The sequence below is a fragment of the Streptomyces sp. NPDC090108 genome (assembly GCF_044747185.1).
GTDB lineage: Bacteria > Actinomycetota > Actinomycetes > Streptomycetales > Streptomycetaceae > Streptomyces.
The window spans coordinates 1-18731 of the sequence record NZ_JBIVDQ010000005.1; the positions used below are offsets into that span (position 1 = coordinate 1).

The 18731-nt window shown below is 70.4% G+C and carries 15 protein-coding genes and 2 tRNA genes; 12 read left to right on the forward strand and 5 right to left on the reverse strand.

Annotated features, from left to right (window positions below; all coding sequences use genetic code 11):
• The first annotated feature begins 151 nt into the window (after window positions 1-151).
• Window positions 152-916 carry a tetratricopeptide repeat protein gene (locus tag ACIPRD_RS18320; protein WP_401564235.1) on the forward strand — a complete coding sequence of 255 codons (765 nt, stop codon included), beginning with the start codon at window positions 152-154 and terminating at the stop codon, window positions 914-916.
• Window positions 917-1042: 126 nt separating this feature from the next.
• Here ACIPRD_RS18320 and ACIPRD_RS18325 read toward each other — a convergent pair whose 3' ends face one another.
• Window positions 1043-2470 (reverse strand): amino acid permease, encoded by a 1428-nt coding sequence (locus ACIPRD_RS18325; protein ID WP_356397365.1) that lies wholly within the window; start codon window positions 2468-2470, stop codon window positions 1043-1045.
• A 255-nt stretch (window positions 2471-2725) separates the two neighbouring features.
• On the opposite strand from ACIPRD_RS18325, the gene ACIPRD_RS18330 reads away from it, so the two are divergent.
• Both ACIPRD_RS18330 and ACIPRD_RS18335 read left to right on the forward strand, forming a co-directional pair.
• On the forward strand, window positions 2726-3214 hold the full coding sequence (locus ACIPRD_RS18330; protein ID WP_356397368.1) for a ribose-5-phosphate isomerase: 489 nt from the start codon (window positions 2726-2728) through the stop codon (window positions 3212-3214).
• Between the two features lie 31 nt (window positions 3215-3245).
• Window positions 3246-4055 carry an Fpg/Nei family DNA glycosylase gene (locus ACIPRD_RS18335; protein WP_401564238.1) on the forward strand — a complete coding sequence of 270 codons (810 nt, stop codon included), beginning with the start codon at window positions 3246-3248 and terminating at the stop codon, window positions 4053-4055.
• Window positions 4056-4214: 159 nt separating this feature from the next.
• On the opposite strand, the gene ACIPRD_RS18340 is transcribed toward ACIPRD_RS18335, so the two are convergent.
• Window positions 4215-5456 (reverse strand): GNAT family N-acetyltransferase, encoded by a 1242-nt coding sequence (locus ACIPRD_RS18340; RefSeq protein ID WP_401564240.1) that lies wholly within the window; start codon window positions 5454-5456, stop codon window positions 4215-4217.
• Window positions 5457-5631: 175 nt separating this feature from the next.
• On the opposite strand from ACIPRD_RS18340, the gene ACIPRD_RS18345 reads away from it, so the two are divergent.
• Both ACIPRD_RS18345 and ACIPRD_RS18350 read left to right on the forward strand, forming a co-directional pair.
• On the forward strand, window positions 5632-6804 hold the full coding sequence (locus tag ACIPRD_RS18345) for a PP2C family protein-serine/threonine phosphatase (RefSeq protein ID WP_356397376.1): 1173 nt from the start codon (window positions 5632-5634) through the stop codon (window positions 6802-6804).
• A 142-nt stretch (window positions 6805-6946) separates the two neighbouring features.
• On the forward strand, window positions 6947-7402 hold the full coding sequence (locus ACIPRD_RS18350) for an HD domain-containing protein (RefSeq protein WP_356397377.1): 456 nt from the start codon (window positions 6947-6949) through the stop codon (window positions 7400-7402).
• A 129-nt stretch (window positions 7403-7531) separates the two neighbouring features.
• Here the strand turns inward: ACIPRD_RS18350 and ACIPRD_RS18355 are convergent, their stop codons facing one another.
• Window positions 7532-8647 (reverse strand): acyltransferase family protein, encoded by a 1116-nt coding sequence (locus ACIPRD_RS18355; protein ID WP_401565129.1) that lies wholly within the window; start codon window positions 8645-8647, stop codon window positions 7532-7534.
• Window positions 8648-9159: 512 nt separating this feature from the next.
• Here ACIPRD_RS18355 and ACIPRD_RS18360 point away from each other — a divergent pair.
• Window positions 9160-9354: a hypothetical protein gene (locus ACIPRD_RS18360; RefSeq protein WP_073894178.1), complete on the forward strand. Its 195-nt coding sequence runs from the start codon at window positions 9160-9162 to the stop codon at window positions 9352-9354.
• 176 nt (window positions 9355-9530) lie between these two features.
• On the opposite strand, the gene ACIPRD_RS18365 is transcribed toward ACIPRD_RS18360, so the two are convergent.
• Window positions 9531-9601 (reverse strand) — tRNA-Gly (locus ACIPRD_RS18365).
• A 194-nt stretch (window positions 9602-9795) separates the two neighbouring features.
• Here ACIPRD_RS18365 and ACIPRD_RS18370 point away from each other — a divergent pair.
• The 5 genes from ACIPRD_RS18370 (at window position 9796) to clpX (ending at window position 14625) form a co-directional block, all read left to right on the forward strand.
• Window positions 9796-9872 (forward strand) — tRNA-Pro (locus ACIPRD_RS18370).
• A gap of 224 nt (window positions 9873-10096) precedes the next feature.
• Window positions 10097-11470, forward strand: coding sequence for a trigger factor (gene tig, locus ACIPRD_RS18375; protein WP_356397384.1), 1374 nt, complete (start codon window positions 10097-10099; stop codon window positions 11468-11470).
• 364 nt (window positions 11471-11834) lie between these two features.
• Window positions 11835-12440 carry an ATP-dependent Clp protease proteolytic subunit gene (locus tag ACIPRD_RS18380; RefSeq protein ID WP_018545112.1) on the forward strand — a complete coding sequence of 202 codons (606 nt, stop codon included), beginning with the start codon at window positions 11835-11837 and terminating at the stop codon, window positions 12438-12440.
• Window positions 12441-12504: 64 nt separating this feature from the next.
• Complete coding sequence (locus ACIPRD_RS18385; RefSeq protein ID WP_356397385.1) at window positions 12505-13170, forward strand: ATP-dependent Clp protease proteolytic subunit; 666 nt, start codon at window positions 12505-12507, stop codon at window positions 13168-13170.
• Window positions 13171-13338: 168 nt separating this feature from the next.
• On the forward strand, window positions 13339-14625 hold the full coding sequence (gene clpX, locus ACIPRD_RS18390; protein WP_356397387.1) for an ATP-dependent Clp protease ATP-binding subunit ClpX: 1287 nt from the start codon (window positions 13339-13341) through the stop codon (window positions 14623-14625).
• Window positions 14626-14701: 76 nt separating this feature from the next.
• On the opposite strand, the gene ACIPRD_RS18395 is transcribed toward clpX, so the two are convergent.
• A complete protein-coding gene (locus tag ACIPRD_RS18395; protein ID WP_401564242.1) occupies window positions 14702-15739 on the reverse strand; it encodes a hypothetical protein in 1038 nt (345 codons plus the stop codon).
• A gap of 138 nt (window positions 15740-15877) precedes the next feature.
• Between ACIPRD_RS18395 and ACIPRD_RS18400 the strand changes: the two genes are divergently transcribed.
• Complete coding sequence (locus ACIPRD_RS18400; protein ID WP_356397391.1) at window positions 15878-18502, forward strand: valine--tRNA ligase; 2625 nt, start codon at window positions 15878-15880, stop codon at window positions 18500-18502.
• The last annotated feature ends 229 nt before the right edge of the window (window positions 18503-18731 follow it).

Below are 18731 nucleotides of genomic sequence, written 5' to 3' on the forward strand. Positions count from 1 at the left end.
GCCGGGGCGGGCGGGGGGGGGGGGGGGGGGGGGGGGGGGGGGGGGGGGGGGGGGGGGGGGCGGGGCGGGCCGGCCCCCCCGGGGGGGGGGGGCGCCCCCCCCCCCCCCCCCCCACTGCCATGTCCGGGCCGTCCCCCCCCACCCGATCGTGTTGCCCCGATCCGCTGCCGCAACTGGGGGCGGCCTTCTGGCCGAATTCGGGCTGCAGTGGCTGGCCACCCACACCGGCTGGCTGGTCGTCCTGGACAACGTCGGCGACCCCGCCCACATCACCACCCGCCAGCCCGCCGCCGTCGACCTGCTCCGCAGCCTGGCCTGGTACGCCCCCGACGCCATCCCCGCGGCCCTGGCCGTCCTCCCCGACGCCTCAGGCATCGGTACGAACCAGGCCCTCGGCCTGCTCACCGCCTACAGCCTGATCACCCCGGACCCCGCGACCGGCACCATCTCCGTCCACCGCCTCGTCCAGGCCCTCACCCGGACCCCCGACCCCACCAACCCCCACCGCACCCCCGACCTCATCGACCGGACCCGCATCCTCGGCGCCGATCACCCCGACACTCTTGCCACCCGCAACAACCTCGCGGGCGCCTACCAGGACACAGGTGACCCTGCCCGGGCCATCCCTCTCCTCGCGCAGACTCTCGACGACAGCGTCCGGATCCTCGGTCCCGATCACCCGAGCACCATCACCACCCGCAACAACCTCGCCCACATCCACCGTGAAGCGGGCAACCTCGACGAGGCCATCTCCCTTTTCCGGGAGAGCCTGGATCTGTGCGTCGAGCGGTTCGGGTCCGATCACCCGCTGGCCGGACGGACCCGGAGTGCCTACGCGAAGGCGTGGCAGAAGCGGGCGGTGGTCGGCTCGAAGATGGAGTTCGGTCAGGCGCCGCAGCGCCGGAACCGTCCGTAGCCGCGGCTGCGATGCCCGGAGGGCCCGGTTCCAGGACGCCCACCCGCACACGCGAGAAGAGAGGGAGCCCGTCAGGGTTCCCTCCCTTCTGCTGTCCGCCGCCGCGGACCTCCGCGGCGCGCCGGCTCAGCCGACGGCGACCTTGTCGGCCTGGTCCTCCTCGACCGCGGGCGCCGGGGCGTTCCCGGTGACCTTCTGCTTGATCAGGGAGGTGACGATCACCACCGCGGCCACACCGAGCGACAGCAGCACGGTCGTACGGCCGCTGCTCTCACCCTTGGTGTCGGTCAGCATGTAGCCGAGGACGAAGACGATCAGCGCGGCCGTCGCCCAGGTCAGGTACGGGTACAGCCACATCTTCACGACGAGCTTCTCCGGGGACTCCTTCTGGATGATCCGCCGCATGCGCAGCTGCGAGAAGCAGATCACCAGCCACACGAACAGGGCCACCGCGCCGCTGGAGTTGACCAGGAAGAGGAAGACCGTGTCCGGGAACTCGTAGTTGAAGAAGACGGCGAGGAAGCCGAAGACCACGGACGCGAGGATCGCCGCCATCGGCACACCGCGGGACGTGGTCCGCGCGAAGGCCTTCGGCGCGTCACCGCGCTGGCCGAGCGAGAACGCCATCCGCGAGGCGGTGTACAGGCCCGAGTTGAGGCAGGACAGCACCGAGGTCAGCACGATGAAGTTCATGATCTCGGTGGCGTGCGGGATGCCGAGCGAGCCCAGGGCGGCGACGTACGAGCCGTCCTTCATGATCGACGGGTCGTTCCACGGCAGCAGGCAGACCACGACGAGGATCGAGCCCAGGTAGAAGACACCGATGCGCCAGATGATGCTGTTGGTGGACTTCGTCACCGCGCGCTGCGGGTTCTCCGACTCGCCGGCCGCCAGCGTGGCGATCTCGCTGCCCATGAAGGAGAAGACGGTCAGCAGCACACCGGTCAGGATCGCGCCGGGACCGTGCGGCAGGAAGCCGCCGTGGGAGGTCAGGTTGCCGATGCCGGCCTTGTCGCTGTGCGCGCCCGGCAGGACACCGAAGACGGCCAGCGCGCCGATGACGATGAACGCGCCGATCGCGACGACCTTGATGCCGGCGAACCAGAACTCGAACTCGCCGTAGGAGCCGACGGAGACCAGGTTCGTGGCCGTCAGGACCGCCATCACGATCAGGGCCCAGCCCCATTGCGGGACAGCGGGTATCCAGCCCTCGAGGATCTTGGCGCCGGCGGTCGCCTCCACGGCGAGCACGACGACCCAGAAGAACCAGTACAGCCAGCCGATCGAGAAACCGGCCCAGCGGCCGAGGGCACGGTCGGCGTGCGCCGAGAAGGACCCGGAGGTCGGGTTGGCAGCCGACATCTCGCCAAGCATGCGCATGACGAGGACGACGAGGGTGCCGACGAGGGCGTACGACAGCAGGATGCCGGGACCCGCCGTGGCGATGCCCGAGCTGGAGCCGACGAAGAGTCCGGCACCGATCACACCACCGATGGCGATCATCGACAGGTGACGATTCTTGAGGCCTGCTTGAAGTCCGGTACCAGGGGTCATGGGGACGGAGTTCCTTTGCGCCGGTGGTGCGTACCTCGTACGAGCGGGCCCGTCGGGGTACGGCGGAGAACGCTCGGTACGAGACCTCGCACTGCGGTGTGCGAGGCGGTCCAGTGAATCCGAGGGGATCGAATTCGGGAACCTCTGATTCCGGATTGTTACTTGAGGTTTCCCTGGGGTTCTATGGCCTGCGTCACATTCCCGGGCGTGATACCCGAAGCTGCCCGCTCAGTGGGCGCATGTCACACTCGTCCCATGCGCGTGTATCTCGGCTCCGACCATGCGGGCTACGAACTCAAGAACCACCTCGTCGAATGGCTCAAGGAGGCGGGACACGAGCCCGTCGACTGCGGGCCCCACATCTACGACGCCCAGGACGACTACCCGCCGTTCTGCCTGCGCGCCGCCGAGCGCACCGTGGCGGACCCCGGTTCCCTCGGCATCGTGATCGGCGGCTCCGGCAACGGGGAGCAGATCGCCGCCAACAAGGTGAAGGGCGCGCGGGCCGCGCTGGCCTGGAGCGAGGAGACCGCCGCGCTCGGCCGCCAGCACAACGACGCCAACGTCGTCGCCGTGGGTGCCCGGATGCACACCGAGGAGGAGGCGACCAAGTTCGTCGAGATCTTCCTCGGCACCCCGTTCTCGGGCGACCAGCGTCACATCCGCCGCATCGACATGCTGGCGGACTACGAGGCGACGGGTGAGCTGCCGCCCATCCCGGCGCACCACCCGCAGCAGGACTGACCCCCCTCGGGGACTGGAGGAGACGGGCACCGTGCCGGAGGGGCACACGATCCACCGGCTGGCGTCGGACTACGCCGGCCGCTTCACCGGCACGCCCACGCGCGTCACCAGTCCCCAGGGCAAGTTCTCCGACGCCGCCGCGCTCCTGGACGGGGCGGAACTCACCCGCACCGAGGCCCACGGCAAACACCTGTTCCTGGGCTTCCGGGACGCCGACTGGGTGCACATCCACCTCGGCCTCTTCGGCAAGGTCGCCTTCGGCCCGGCCCCCGCGCCACCGCCGACGGACACCGTACGGCTCCGCCTCGCGAACGCGACGTCGTACGTCGACCTGCGCGGCCCCACGACCTGCGCCCTCATCACGGACGGCGAGAAGCGGGCCGTGCACGACCGGCTCGGCCCCGACCCGCTGCGCGAGGACGCCGACCCGCAGGCCGCCTACGCCCGCGTCCGCCGCAGCCGTACGACGATCGCCGCGCTGCTGATGGATCAGAAGGTCATCGCGGGCGTCGGCAACGTCTACCGCGCCGAGGTCCTCTTCCGGCACGGCATCGACCCCTACCGGGCCGGCAGGGACATCACCCCCGCCGAGTGGGACCTGATCTGGACCGACCTCGCGGCCCTGATGCGCGAAGGCGTCCGGCTGAACCGGATCGACACCGTCCGCCCCGAGCACACCCCCGGGGCCATGGGCCGTCCGCCCCGCGTGGACGACCACGGCGGCGAGGTCTACGTCTACCGACGGGCCGCCCTGCCCTGCCACGTCTGCGGCGACGAGATCCGCACCGCCGGCCTCGCCGCCCGCAACCTCTTCTGGTGCCCCACCTGCCAGCGGCCCTGACCGGCCGGCTCCGGGCATCGGCCCTGGACCGCCCCGCTCCGGGCATCGGCCCTGACCGGCCCGTTCCGGGCGCCCGCCCCCGCCCCCGAGTGCTCCGGGCGCCCGCCCCCGCCCCCGAGTGCTCCGGGCGCCCGCGCCCGCCCCCTGGGTGGAGATCCCCTAGAAGCCGTGCGACAGCCACGGCACCTCGGCCGAGCCGAAGGCCACCGACGCCCGCTCCAGGGCCCCCGGGCGCAGTTCGCGCACGCGCCCGGCACGCGCCAGCGACAGCAGGCTCACCCCGCCGAGATAGGCCGCTCCCAGCTCCCGTACCGACAGGGCGAGTTCGGCCGGGTCGGTGGTGCGCTCGCAGGACGCCCCCTCGGTGTCCCCGGACAGCCGCCAACGCCCCTCGTTCCAGGGGCAGAAGGCGTCCTCCACCTCCAACACCACGTCCACCGGCGTCCGGTAGGTGCGCGCCGACAGCGCCGCGCCGACGTCGACCGGCCGCAGGTAGCAGGAGTCCCGCAGCCAGGGGCGGCACCGCCGGATGTCGGAGACCAGGTACTGCCAGGCGTCGTCGAGCGGACGCCCCGACACCTCGACGTGCAGCATCAGGTCGATGCCGAACAGGAACCTCCACAGCGCCGCGTCCGTCGCCGGGTCGAGGGCCGCGTGCTCCAGCACGCTCACCGTGCCCTCGTGACCGTCCCGGCCCCAGCCGGGCCGGGTGCGGAAGCGCGCGTATCCCGTCACCGCGCCGTCCCGTTCGGCCACCACGCACTGCAGCGCCGAACCCCCCTTCCGCCTGCTCTCCGGGTCGAGCAGCCCGGCCCGCTCCCAGCCCGCCCGCCGGGCCAGCATCCCGGGCCTGCGCGGCACCAGGGCCGCGTAGACGGCCTCGCAGTCGTCGAGCGCGCCGGCCGGATCGGCGTACCGCAGCCGCACCTCGTCGGCCTCGGCGGGCACCGAGAGCGCCGTGCGGCTCGTGTCGATCTCGGCGTTCAGCTGGAAGGTCGCGGCGCCGAACCCGTACCGGCCGTAGATCGCCGGTTCCGAGGCGGTCAGGATCGCCAGCGGCTCGCCCAGGGCCCGCGCGTCGTCCAGCAGGCGGCGCATCATCGAGGTCAGCACCCCGCGCCGGCGGTGCGTGGCGGCCACGCTCACCATGGTCACGCCCGCCGCGGGCACCAGGGCGCCGCCGGGCACCGTGGTCCGGAAACTGAAGGAACCCGCCGTGCCGACGTTCAGATCCCCGTCCCTGACGGCCAGGAACCGCTCGAACTCGGTGACGGAACGGTCCAGTTCACGTTCCTCGTCCGCCGCCCGGACACCACCGAAGGCCCGGACCAGGCCGTCCCACCAGGTGTCCCACTCGTCGGGGCGCAGTACCGTCAACTCCGTGGCGCGATCAGTTCCCATGAGCCATGCGTACCAGCGCGTCACAGGGCGGGCCAGCGAATTTCCCCCGGGCGGCGACGCGGAGGCCGTTCGTGCCGTTCACTGTGTAGTTGAACCGCGAATTCGAGCCTCGCACGGGGGACAAGTGGGACCTCCCGTGCCAAGCGGCCGGTCCGATGGATAGGGTCCCGAACTGATGACGGCAGGACAAGAGCGGCGCGCGAAGGCCGAGACGTTCACGGCCCGGTGGCGTATGCAGTGGCACCGGGCCCGCGTCGGCCTGCGCAGAAGCGCCGTGGACTACTTCCGCGGCAACGGCTCCGACTGGATCGCGCTGGTGGGCCTGCTGCTGACCGTTCCCGTCCTCGCCGCCATGACCCTCGCCGACTCGGTGTGGTGCTCCCCGGCCACGCTGGTGCTGCCGATCGTCGCCGGCGGCCTGGTGCTGCGCCCGGCCAGCCTGCTCGGCCTGTACGCGACCGCGGCCGGCGCGCTGATCGTGGAGTCGATACAGCTCGGCCCCTACACCGAGGGGCCCTCCCGGGTCACCCCCGGCGTGGTCCTCGTGGTCGCCGCCTGCGGTTTCTTCGGCCTGCTGACCGCGCAGTTCCGCAGCCGGGTCGGCGTGCCCTGGCGGCGCGGCGGCACCATGCTCTTCGACCTGCGCGAGCGCATCCGGGTGCAGAGCACGCTGCCCAAGCTCCCGCAGGGCTGGCACCACGAGATGGCGCTCCGCCCGGCCGGCGGCCAGTCCTTCTCGGGCGACTTCGTCGTCGCGGCCCGCACGAACGGGGGCCGCACCCTGGAGGTCGTCCTCACGGACGTGTCCGGCAAGGGCATGGACGCCGGATCGCGCGCGCTGCTGCTGTCCGGCGCGTTCGGCGGGCTGCTCGGTTCCCTCCCGCCGCACGCCTTCCTCCCGGCCGCCAACGGCTACCTCCTGCGCCAGGACTGGGACGAGGGCTTCGCCACCTCCATCCACCTGGTGCTGGACCTCGACTCCGGGGACTACGAGCTGTACACCGCGGGCCACCCGCCGGGCCTCCAGCTCAGCGCGGGCAGCGGCCGCTGGAAGGAGAAGGCCGCCGAGGGCCCGCTGCTGGGGGTGTACGACGGCGCCCAGTTCGACCCCGTGAAGGGCTCGCTGCGCCCGGGGGACGTGCTGATGCTGTTCACCGACGGCCTGGTGGAGACCTCCGACCGGGACATCGTCGAGGGCATCGACCGGCTCACCGGCGAGGCCGACCGCTATGTCGCCGGCGGCTTCCACGGCGCCGCCTGGCACCTCATCGAGGCGGTCGCGAAGGACGTCAACGACGACCGCGCCCTGCTGCTGATCTGCCGCGAGGCGTCCGCGACCGCCCGCTGAGCGGCGTGCGCGGCGGCGGACGCGGCGCAGGCGACGGCCGGTGTGCACGACGGCCGGGGCGTACAGCGACCGGTGCGTACGACGACGGGTGCGTACGGCGGCCGGTGTGTACGGCGGCTCCGGCCCCGGGGACACTGGTCCGGTGACCACGACCCCCCTCAGCCTCGCTGAAGTGGAGCGCCTCGCCCGGACCGCCCACGCCGGGCAGACCGACAAGGCGGGACGGCCGTACACCGAGCATCTCGCCGCCGTGGCCGAGGGCGTCAGGGCCCGGGGCGGGGACGCCGAGCAGATCGCGGCGGCCTGGCTGCACGACGCCGTGGAGGACGACGCCCTCAGCGAGCGGTGGCTCGCTGAAGCCGCCCTGACGCCCCGCACCAAGGCCATCGTGCGGGCCGTGACCAAACGGGCCGGCGAGGGGCCGGAGGCGTACGCCGGCCGCGTCCTCGCCACCCCGGGAGCCCTGCTGGTGAAGCTGGCCGACCTCGCGCACAACGCCGACCCGGTACGGCTCGCCGTCCTGGACGGGGCGACCCGGAAACGGCTGACCGAGAAGTACACGCGGATGCGTGCGCTCCTCGGTCAGCCGCAGGAATGACCCGGACGCGCGGGCCGGCGGTGCGCGCCGGCCGCGGGAGCCGGGGGCGCGGGCCGGACGTACGAGCCCGTGGAGTGCGCCGGGGGAGTGCGCGGGGGCCGGTGCGTCCGGCGGGCCGGGGGACGGCCCTCAGACGCCGGCCTTCTCGCGCTGTTCCCCGCGGCTGCGCTCCCGCGCCAGCTGGGCCGCGTCCTGCTTGAACGCCCACTCCAGCTTCGGCTCCATCGCGAAGCGGAACACCCGTCGCACCGGCGCGGTGCAGAACAGGGTCACGACGGCCGCGAAGAGCACGCTCACCGCGATCTCGCCGAGCGGGTGGTGCAGCCAGGGGTGGTCGAACCAGCCGCGGTAGTCGGCGAGCTTCACCAGGAACCCGTGCAGCAGGTAGCCGTACAGGGTGCCCGCGCCGAGCGCCGTGAACCACGTCCTGCGGCCCGGCACCCAGGCGAAGAAGCAGGCCGTCAGCAGCAGCGAGCAGCCCATCATCGCCAGCACCATCACCGGGCCGCACCACCACGGGGCACCCAGCTCCTGCGCCGCGTCGCGGTGGTAGAACCAGGCCGTGTTCATGCGCGGCACGGCCCACCAGCCCACCGCCAGCGCGGCGGCGAACACCGGCACCGAGGCGACGCGCACCCAGCGGCGGCGCACCAGGTGGAAGTGCTCGGGCTTCATGCACAGGCCGAGCACGAAGTACGGCAGGAACTGCAGGATGCGCTGGAGGTCCAGGTCGTCGCCGATGGTCGGGGTGACGGACGCCAGCATCGCGATGCCGATGGCCAGCGGCAGCGGCCAGCGCACCAGCTTCCACACGGGCGTGGTCAGCCGCCACACGAACAGCGCGCACAGGAACCAGGTCAGGTACCAGGGGTCGAGCAGGCTGATCTGCTCGTGGGAGCCGTCGACGACGAGGTTCTTGAAGAGCGGGTAGGCCGTCTCGAACAGGACGTACGGCACGGCCACGCCGGTGAGCAGCCGCTTCAGCCGGTCCGGGCGCATGTCGAAACTGCGCGAGAAGAAGCCGGAGATGATGATGAACGCCGGCATGTGGAAGGAGTACACGACCGTGTACACGCCCTCCAGGATCCGGCTGTCGCCCTTCAGCGGCTCCCAGGAGTGCGCGATGGCGACGAGGACGATCGCCAGGTACTTCGCGTTGTCGAAGAACGCGTCGCGCTGCCTGGCGGGTCTGTCCGTTCTTGTCTGCTCCTCCCGTGCACCCGCAGGGGTGCGGGGACTGGGCACTCCGTCCGCCGGCGACTGCGCCGGGGGGAGTGGTGTGCGGTTCTGGCCGGGGGACGGGGCGGCGTCAAACATCAGGGGCACCCTAGCGTCGTCTGCGGGATTCCGTAAAACCCTCGAGGTCATTCCTGGTTATCACCTCCGGATGCCCCGGGAATTGCGTGATGTGCCTGCCGGTGGCGAGTGATGACGGGCACATCCGGCCACTCTTTCACCCCTGATGTCCCGATTCATGCCGACTAATTGGGGCATACCTCGCCCCGGTGTCATCAATTCCAATTACCTGGGCAGATGATGTGTGGGCAGGGAAACGAAGTCGCGTAATTCTCCCGGGTGTCGCGGCCTGCCGATCAGCGGAATTGCCGTGAAGGGCCGCGCGCGTCCCGGGAGGCCGGCCGACGATGTGTCACGAGCCGCATAGGTGGGGCGTGTTGGTGGCACGATGGTTCTGGCGGGGGTGCGGACGGCCGCACCCCCGGGCCGGGAGAGCGAACCGACCGAGGGTGTGATCAGTTGTGGCCATTTCACTGTCTGTGGTGCTGCTGTTGGCGATCATCCTGGTAGTGCTGATCCGAGGGGGGAACATCAAGGCCGGTCCCGCCATCGTCGCGATCCTCTTCGGATTCTTCCTCGCCTCGACCGGTATGGCGCCGTCCATCAGCCGGTTCCTGAACTCGATAGCCGACAGCATCAACTCGATCAGATTCTGATCCGGCTCGGGTCGGGCCGGGATCCATCGGCTCGGATCCGTCAGGGGGTACCGGGACGCCGTCCCGGCCCGCGGCGACCCCGCTCACGGGTCGCGGGCGGCCCGCGGCCGGGGGCCGGAACGCGTCAGGGGCCCGGCCTCCGCCGAAACGGAAACCGGGCCCCTGGGCACGTACAGAGCGGGCGACGGGAATCGAACCCGCGTAGCTAGTTTGGAAGACTAGTGCTCTACCATTGAGCTACGCCCGCGAGAGTGCACCGCAGGTCGGTGACCGCGGCACTGGACGCATCGTAGCGGGTCCGCCGCCGCGGAAGCCAACGTGAGGTCCGAGGCGGACTCCGCGAGCCGCCCCGGAGCGCCCCGGGCGCCGCCACCGGCCCCGGCGTCCGCCGATACGGCCGACGCGCCCCGCCCGGGCATGTACCCTACGTCTCGCACCAGACGGGGTGTGGCGCAGCTTGGTAGCGCGTCCGCTTTGGGAGCGGAAGGCCGTGGGTTCAAATCCCGCCACCCCGACCATCGAATCCCCGCGCCGTGGCGATCACGGATCGCGGTGTTGTGATGAGCGCGGGTCACTGTGTCGTGATGATCGCCTTTTGGGGCGCTGACCGGCTGCGGTTACTATGCAAGCTGCGCGCCCGTGTGTCCGGCCTCATGGCCTGTGTATCCCTCCGGGCGGCGAATCCGCCGGAGCTGTCTGGCTCCGGCAGAAACCAAGAAGTCAGCCACAAGGAGACCGAACCGTGAAGAGCGCCGTGGAGACCCTGAACCCGACCCGGGTTCGGCTCACTGTCGAGGTGCCCTTCGAGGAGCTCAAGGACAGCCTCGACGCGGCGTACAAGAAGATCAACCAGCAGGTCACGGTGAAGGGCTTCCGCAAGGGCAAGATCCCTGCCCGAGTCATCGACCAGCGGTTCGGTCGCGGTGCTGTGCTCGAAGAGGCCGTCAACGACGCGCTCCCGAAGTTCTACACCGAAGCGGTCAACGAGGCCGAGCTGAGCCCGCTGGGCCAGCCCGAGGTCGACATCACCGAGCTGAAGGACGGCGAGACGCTGAACTTCACCGCCGAGGTCGACATCCGCCCCGCCCTGGAGATCCCGGACTACTCCGGCATCGAGGTCGAGGTCGACGCCGTCGAGGTCACCGACGAGGACGTCGAGAAGTCGGTCGAGCAGCTGCGTGAGCGCTTCGCCTCGACCGCCCCGGTCGAGCGTGCCGCCGAGGACGGCGACGTCGTCACCATCGACCTCGTGGCCAAGGTCGACGGCGAGGTGCTGGAGGACGGCGTCGCGGACGGCGTGTCCTACACCATCGGCTCGGGCGAGCTGCTCGACGGCATCGACGAGGCCGTCAAGGGCCTGTCCGCCGGCGAGGAGGGCACCTTCACCTCCGAGCTGAAGGGCGGCTCCGCCGCGGGCAAGGAGGCCGAGGTCACCGTCAAGGTCACCCAGGTCGCCAAGCGTGAACTGCCCGAGCTGGACGACGAGTTCGCGCAGCTCGCCTCCGAGTTCGACACGCTGGACGAGCTGAAGGCCGACAGCGTCAAGCGCCTGACGAACATGAAGCAGTTCGACCAGGCCACCCAGGCGCAGGAGCGCGTCCTGGAGAAGCTCCTCGAGCTGGTCGAGGTCCCCGTCCCCGAGAAGCTGCTCGAGGACGAGGTCAACACCCGCAAGCACAACCTGGAGCACCACCAGCTCGGCCAGATGGGCCTGACCCTCGACAAGTACCTGGAGATCCAGGGCAAGACGGCCGAGGAGTTCGACGCCGAGACCCGCGAGGCCGCGGTCAAGGGCATCAAGACCCAGTTCGTCCTCGACGAGCTGGTCAAGAAGGAGAACCTCAACGTCAACCAGGAGGAGCTCACCGAGCACCTCATGCGGCGTGCGGCCTCCTCCGGCATGTCCCCCGACCAGTTCGCCCAGGCCGTCGTCGAGGGCGGCCAGGTTCCGCTCCTCGTCGGTGAGGTCGCCCGCGGCAAGGCCCTGGCCGTCGTGGTCGAGTCCGCCACGGTGAAGGACACCAACGGCGAGGTCGTCGACCTGGACGACGAGGACGACGAGACCGAGGCCGCCGCCGAGGTCACCGAGTCCGCCGAGGAGACCACCGAGGGCTGAGCGGCCCTGCGGCGCCTCTGACGCACGTACGACGGGCCCCCGGGAGTTCTCTCCCGGGGGCCCGTCGCATACCCGGGGGCACCGCGGACGGCCCGGCGGGCAGCCCCGCGAACAATCCTGCGAACGATGCGCGGGAGAACCCGCGGGAAGCCCCGTGGGAGGCCCCGGGAGAGGTTCCGGGAGCGGGCCCGCCGCTACGCCCCCGGCGAACACCCTCATCTCCGGGATTCCCCGAAGGGACCCGCGCGTTAGGGTCCATGAGTACGAGGGCAAGGGGAGTGAAGTCCCCGCAAAGCCCCGGCAGGAACACGTGAGACGGCCCGGCGCCGTCGTAAGACGAGCAGGTGGATACGTGACGAATCTGATGCCCTCCGCCGCCGGCGAGCCCTCCATCGGTGGTGGCCTCGGTGACCAGGTCTACAACCGGCTGCTGGGCGAGCGGATCATCTTCCTCGGCCAGCAGGTCGACGACGACATCGCGAACAAGATCACCGCACAGCTGCTGCTCCTTGCCGCCGACCCGGACAAGGACATCTACCTGTACATCAACAGCCCCGGTGGCTCGGTGACGGCCGGCATGGCGATCTACGACACCATGCAGTACATCCCGAACGACGTGGTCACGATCGCCATGGGCATGGCGGCCTCGATGGGCCAGTTCCTGCTCACCGGCGGTGCCGCGGGCAAGCGCTTCGCGCTGCCGCACGCGGACATCATGATGCACCAGGGCTCCGCGGGCCTCGGCGGTACGGTCTCGGACATCAAGATCCAGGCCGAGTACCTGCTGCGCACCAAGAAGCGCATGTCCGAGCTGACCGCCCAGCACTCGGGTCAGACGGTCGAGGCGATCATCCGCGACGGCGACCGCGACCGCTGGTTCACGCCGGAAGAGGCCAAGGAGTACGGTCTCATTGACGAGATCATCACGCACGCCTCGGGTGTCCCGGGAGGCGGCGGCACCGGTGCCTGACCGGCCCGGCCACGCCACGCCAAGCCCCAGCCCCCAGAACGCCACCAGGACGGTGAACACCCTCATGAGCAACTTCCCCGGCGCCGTCAGCGGCATGTACGAAGGGCCCCGCCCCGACAGCCGCTACGTCATTCCGCGCTTCGTCGAGCGCACCTCCCAGGGCATCCGCGAGTACGACCCGTACGCGAAGCTCTTCGAGGAGCGCGTGATCTTCCTCGGCGTCCAGATCGACGACGCCTCCGCCAACGACGTCATGGCGCAGCTGCTGTGCCTGGAGTCGATGGACCCCGACCGGGACATCTCGATCTACATCAACAGCCCCGGTGGTGACATGACGGCCCTCACGGCCATCTACGACACCATGCAGTTCGTCAAGCCCGACATCCAGACGGTGTGCATGGGCCAGGCGGCCTCCGCCGCGGCGATCCTGCTGGCCGCCGGCACCCCGGGCAAGCGCATGGCGCTGCCGAACTCCCGCGTGCTGATCCACCAGCCGGCCGGCTCCACCGGCCGCGGTCAGCTCTCCGACCTGGAGATCATCGCCAAGGAGTTCACCCGGATGCGCGACCAGCTGGAGGACATGCTGGCCAAGCACTCCAACCAGCCGCTCGAGAAGATCCGCGAGGACATCGAGCGCGACAAGATCCTCACGGCCGATGAGGCGCTCCAGTACGGCCTCGTCGACCAGATCATCTCCACCCGCAAGATGAACAACGCGTCGGTTCGCTGACCCGGGTACTGCAGGCGCAGGCCCCCTTGGCAGGATTCACGTCAAAGTGAACCCTGCCAAGGGGGACCCGAACACCGGGCCCGGCAAGGTACCGTCGGACATAAGGCAGCACCAGGAGCCGCTGGATCTCAGTGTCCAGGCGGCTCCCAGGCGAAGGGGAAGCACACCGTGGCACGCATCGGTGACGGCGGCGATCTGCTCAAGTGCTCGTTCTGCGGCAAGAGCCAGAAGCAGGTCAAGAAGCTCATCGCAGGGCCCGGTGTGTACATCTGCGACGAGTGCATCGATCTCTGCAACGAGATCATCGAGGAAGAGCTCGCCGAGACGAGCGAGGTGCGCTGGGAGGAGCTTCCCAAGCCCCGCGAGATCTACGAGTTCCTCGAGGGCTACGTGGTCGGCCAGGAGGCCGCCAAGAAGGCCCTGTCGGTCGCGGTGTACAACCACTACAAGCGGGTCCAGGCCGGTGAGAACGGCGGCGCCCAAAGCCGCGAGGACGCCATCGAGTTGGCGAAGTCCAACATCCTGCTCCTCGGGCCCACGGGCTCCGGCAAGACCCTGCTGGCCCAGACGCTGGCCCGCATGCTGAACGTCCCCTTCGCCATCGCCGACGCCACGGCGCTCACGGAGGCGGGCTATGTGGGCGAGGACGTCGAGAACATCCTGCTCAAGCTGATCCAGGCGGCCGACTACGACGTCAAGAAGGCCGAGACCGGGATCATCTACATCGACGAGATCGACAAGGTCGCGCGGAAGAGCGAGAACCCCTCCATCACCCGCGACGTCTCGGGCGAGGGCGTCCAGCAGGCCCTGCTGAAGATCCTGGAGGGCACCACGGCCTCCGTGCCGCCGCAGGGCGGCCGCAAGCACCCCCACCAGGAGTTCATCCAGATCGACACGACGAACGTCCTGTTCATCGTGGGCGGCGCCTTCGCGGGCCTGGAGAAGATCATCGAGGCCCGGGCCGGCGCCAAGGGCATCGGCTTCGGAGCGACGATCCTGTCCAAGCGCGAGCTGGAGGAGAAGGACGTCTTCGAGGACGTCATGCCGGAGGACCTGGTCAAGTTCGGCATGATCCCCGAGTTCATCGGCCGCCTGCCGGTCATCACCTCGGTGCACAACCTCGACCGCGAGGCCCTGCTCCAGATCCTCGTCGAGCCCCGCAACGCGCTCGTCAAGCAGTACCAGCGCCTCTTCGAACTCGACGGTGTGGAGCTGGACTTCGAGCGTGAGGCCCTGGAGGCCATCGCCGACCAGGCCATCCTCCGCCAGACCGGCGCCCGCGGCCTGCGCGCCATCATGGAGGAGGTCCTCATGTCGGTGATGTACGAGGTCCCGTCCCGCAAGGACGTGGCCCGTGTCGTCATCACCGCGGACGTCGTCCACTCCAACGTCAACCCGACCCTGATCCCGCGCGACTCCCGCGGCCGCGGCCAGGGCGAGCAGAAGACGGCGTAACCGCCCGCGAGGACGACGCGAGAGGGCCCCGGTCACCCGACCGGGGCCCTCTCGCGCATCGCCGTGAGGCGCGCTGTCAGATCTTCACGCGCACGTCTTTCCGGAGCTTGGCGGCGATCTCCGCCGTCTCGTCGAGCGAGCCGCCCACACCCGCGGCGAGCGCGGCGACGCTGAACGCCGAGACGTCCGCGACGGTGCTGTGGTCGCCCCAGACGCAGAACGGCAGCTTCATCTTCTTCGCGGCGCCCGCGGCCGCCCCCGAGGAGGCGGCGTTGTCCACCTCGAGCACCTGGCACTTCATGATGCCGTCGAAGCCGTCCGGGTGGACCGTCTGCGGGCTGCCCAGCAGCTTGCCCTTGGTCGCGCCGGCGCCGCCCGAGTCCTTCTCCGACTCCGTCTTGATCTTGGCGAACGCGGCGTCCACGACGGCCTCGGGGTCGTCGATGGTGCCGTAGACCCCGCTGAAGCTGAGGCCCTTCTGGGTCACGCCCGTCCCGCTCATGTACGTGGCACCGGCGTGCTGGGGGTTCTTCACGCCCCACTTCGCGAAGTCGGACAGGTCGCTGTCGTTCATCGCGCCGTCCGAACTGCCGTCGCCCTTCTTCTCGTACGCCCCGCCGAGCACCGTGGCCGGAGCCGTCAGCTTGTGCGGGCCGTCGTCCGCGACGGTGGCGCCGCCACCGCTGCCGGCGATGAGCCAGACCCCCACCGCCACGACGGCCACCACGGCCACCGCGCCGATGATCAGGCCCGTCTTCTTCTTGCCGCCCGCCGCGACGGGCGGCTGCGGAGCACCGTACGGAGGCTGCCCGTACGGGCCCGGCTGCTGGCCGTAGGGACCCGGCTGGGGCGGGACGCCCGGCTGCTGGGAATAGCCGTAGCCGGGCTGCGGGGGAGCGGGCGGAGGGGTCTGCTGGGGGTAGCCGTAGCCGGGCTGCGGTGCCTGCGGCGGCTGGCCGTAGGGACCGGGCTGACCGTAGGGGCCGGGCTGCTGGGCGTAGGGACCCGGTGTCTGAGGCTGCTGACCGTAGGGGCCCGGCTGCTGCCCCGGCTGGCCGTAGGGACCCGGTGTCTGAGGCGGCTGGCCGTACGGGCCCGGCTGGTTGTTGCTCATTCCTGGGTTCCCCTCCAGATGTTCAAGTGTTCCTGACATCCTTGCCCAGGGCAGGGGACCGCGGCCCACCGGGGTGCCGCACCGTTACAGAACAAACGCGTTTCGGCACCACCCGGTGACACCTCTAAACTGACCCCCGTGACCGAGAACGCATCGCACCAGCCCACCGCGCCCGAGACCGAACTGCCGACCCAGTACGCGCCGGCCGACGTAGAGGGGCCGCTGTACGAGCGGTGGGTGGAGCGCGGCTACTTCGAGGCGGACGCCAAGAGCGACAAGCCCCCGTTCACCGTCGTCATCCCCCCGCCGAACGTCACCGGCAGCCTGCACCTGGGCCACGCCTTCGAGCACACGCTCATCGACGCCCTCACCCGCCGCAAGCGCATGCAGGGCTACGAGACGCTGTGGCAGCCGGGCATGGACCACGCCGGCATCGCCACCCAGAACGTGGTCGAGCGCGAGCTCGCCAAGGAGGGCAAGTCCCGCCACGACCTCGGCCGTGAGGACTTCGTCGAGCGCGTCTGGCAGTGGAAGGCCGAGTCCGGCGGCCAGATCAGCGGCCAGATGCGCCGCCTCGGCGACGGCGTCGCCTGGTCCCGTGAGCGCTTCACCATGGACGAGGGCCTCTCCCAGGCCGTCCAGACCATCTTCAAGCGCCTCTACGACGACGAGCTGATCTACCGCGCCGAGCGCATCATCAACTGGTGCCCGCGCTGCCTGACCGCGATCTCCGACATCGAGGTCGAGTACCAGGACGACGACGGCGAGCTCGTCTCCATGACGTACGGCGAGGGCGACGAGACCATCGTCGTCGCCACCACCCGCGCCGAGACGATGCTCGGTGACACGGCCGTCGCCGTCCACCCCGAGGACGAGCGCTACAAGCACCTGGTCGGCAAGCTCATCAAGCTGCCGCTGACCGACCGCTCGATCCCGGTCGTCGCCGACGAGCACGTCGACCCCGAGTTCGGCACCGGCGCCGTCAAGGTGACCCCGGCGCACGACCCGAACGACTTCGAGATCGGCCAGCGCCACGACCTGCCGTCCATCACCGTCATGGACGAGCACGCCGTCATCACGGTCCACGGCCCCTTCCAGGGCCTGGACCGCCTGGAGGCCCGCTCCGCCATCGTCGCCGCGCTGCGCGCCGAGGGCCGGATCGTCGCCGAGAAGCGCCCCTACGTCCACTCCGTCGGCCACTGCTCGCGCTGCAAGACCACCATCGAGCCGCGCCTGTCGATGCAGTGGTGGGTCAAGGTCGGTCCGCTCGCGAAGGCCGCCGGTGACGCGGTCCGCGACGGCAAGGTCAAGATCCACCCGCAGGAGATGGAGAAGCGGTACTTCGACTGGGTCGACAACCTCCACGACTGGTGCATCTCGCGCCAGCTGTGGTGGGGCCACCGCATCCCCGTCTGGTACGGCCCGAACGGCGAGGTCGTCTGCGTCGGCCCCGACGAGCAGCCGCCAACCGGCGAGGGCTGGCACCAGGACAGCGACGTCCTCGACACCTGGTTCTCCTCCGGCCTGTGGCCCTTCTCCACCCTGGGCTGGCCCGAGCAGACCGAGTCGCTCGCGAAGTTCTACCCGAACTCCGTCCTGGTCACCGGCTACGACATCCTCTTCTTCTGGGTCGCCCGGATGATGATGTTCGGCCTCTACGCGATGGACGGCACCCCGCCGTTCCACACCATCGCCCTGCACGGCATGGTCCGCGACCAGTTCGGCAAGAAGATGTCGAAGTCCTTCGGGAACGTCGTCAACCCGCTGGACTGGATGGACAAGTACGGCTCCGACGCCCTGCGCTTCACCCTCGCGCGCGGCGCCAACCCGGGCGTCGACGTGCCGATCGGCGAGGACTGGGTCCAGGGCTCGCGCAACTTCGCCAACAAGATCTGGAACGCGACCCGTTTCGCGCTGATGAACGGCGCGACGGTCGAGGGCCCGCTGCCCGAGCCGTCGGCGATGTCGGCCACGGACCGCTGGATCCTCTCCCGCCTCAACGCGGTGGTCGCCGAGGTCGACGGGCTGTACGAGGACTACCAGTTCGCCAAGCTGTCCGACACCCTGTTCCACTTCGCGTGGGACGAGGTCTTCGACTGGTACGTCGAGCTGTCCAAGACGACGTTCCAGGCGGGCGGCGAGGCGGCCGAGGTCTCCAAGCGGGTCCTCGGCGAGGTCCTCGACGTCACGCTGAAGCTGCTGCACCCGGTGGTCCCGTTCGTCACGGAGACCCTGTGGACCACCCTCACGGGCGGTGAGTCGCTCGTCATCGCCGAGTGGCCGGCCGACAGCGGCTTCCGCGACGCCGACGCCGAGCGCGAGATCGAGTCCCTGCAGTCCGTCATCACCGAGGTCCGCCGCTTCCGCGCCGACCAGGGTCTCCAGCCCGGCCAGCGCGTCCCGGCCCGCCTGACGCTGGACGGCACCGCCCTCGCCCCGCACGAGGCGGCCATCCGCCAGCTGCTGCGTCTGCAGCCGGAGGGCGAGTCCTTCACGGCGACGGCCACCCTGCCGGTCGCCGGCGCCGAGGTCGCCCTCGACCTCTCCGGCACCATCGACGTGGCCGCCGAGCGCAAGCGCCTGGCGAAGGACCTCGCCGCCGCCGAGAAGGAGAAGGCCCAGGCGACGGCCAAGCTCGGCAACGAGGCGTTCCTCGCGAAGGCCCCGGACAACGTGGTCGACAAGATCCGCGGCCGCCTCGCCAAGGCGGACGAGGACATCGCCCGCATCCAGTCCCAGCTGGACCGCCTGCCCCAGGCGTAACCCCGTACGACCCCGAAGGCCCCGGAACCGCGAAGTTCCGGGGCCTTCGCGCACCCGCGGCGCGACACCCCACAGCCACGCCCCACCCGCACCCCCTAGGGGCGCGGGGAACCGCGCGACCGGCCACGACCCACCCGCACCCGACGGTCGACCGCCCCCGGGAATCAGCCCGCGGCCGAAGAGGAACCGCCCCCCACTCCCTCCCGAAGAGCCCAAGCCAGCGCACACC

Coding starts and splice junctions, on each gene's coding strand:
- ACIPRD_RS18325 (WP_356397365.1), bottom strand. CDS start 2,470: ATGACCCCTGGTACCGGACTTCAAGCAGGCCTCAAGAATCGTCACCTG.
- ACIPRD_RS18330 (WP_356397368.1), top strand. CDS start 2,726: ATGCGCGTGTATCTCGGCTCCGACCATGCGGGCTACGAACTCAAGAAC.
- ACIPRD_RS18340 (WP_401564240.1), bottom strand. CDS start 5,456: ATGGGAACTGATCGCGCCACGGAGTTGACGGTACTGCGCCCCGACGAG.
- ACIPRD_RS18345 (WP_356397376.1), top strand. CDS start 5,632: ATGACGGCAGGACAAGAGCGGCGCGCGAAGGCCGAGACGTTCACGGCC.
- ACIPRD_RS18380 (WP_018545112.1), top strand. CDS start 11,835: ATGCCCTCCGCCGCCGGCGAGCCCTCCATCGGTGGTGGCCTCGGTGAC.
- ACIPRD_RS18385 (WP_356397385.1), top strand. CDS start 12,505: ATGAGCAACTTCCCCGGCGCCGTCAGCGGCATGTACGAAGGGCCCCGC.
- ACIPRD_RS18395 (WP_401564242.1), bottom strand. CDS start 15,739: ATGAGCAACAACCAGCCGGGCCCGTACGGCCAGCCGCCTCAGACACCG.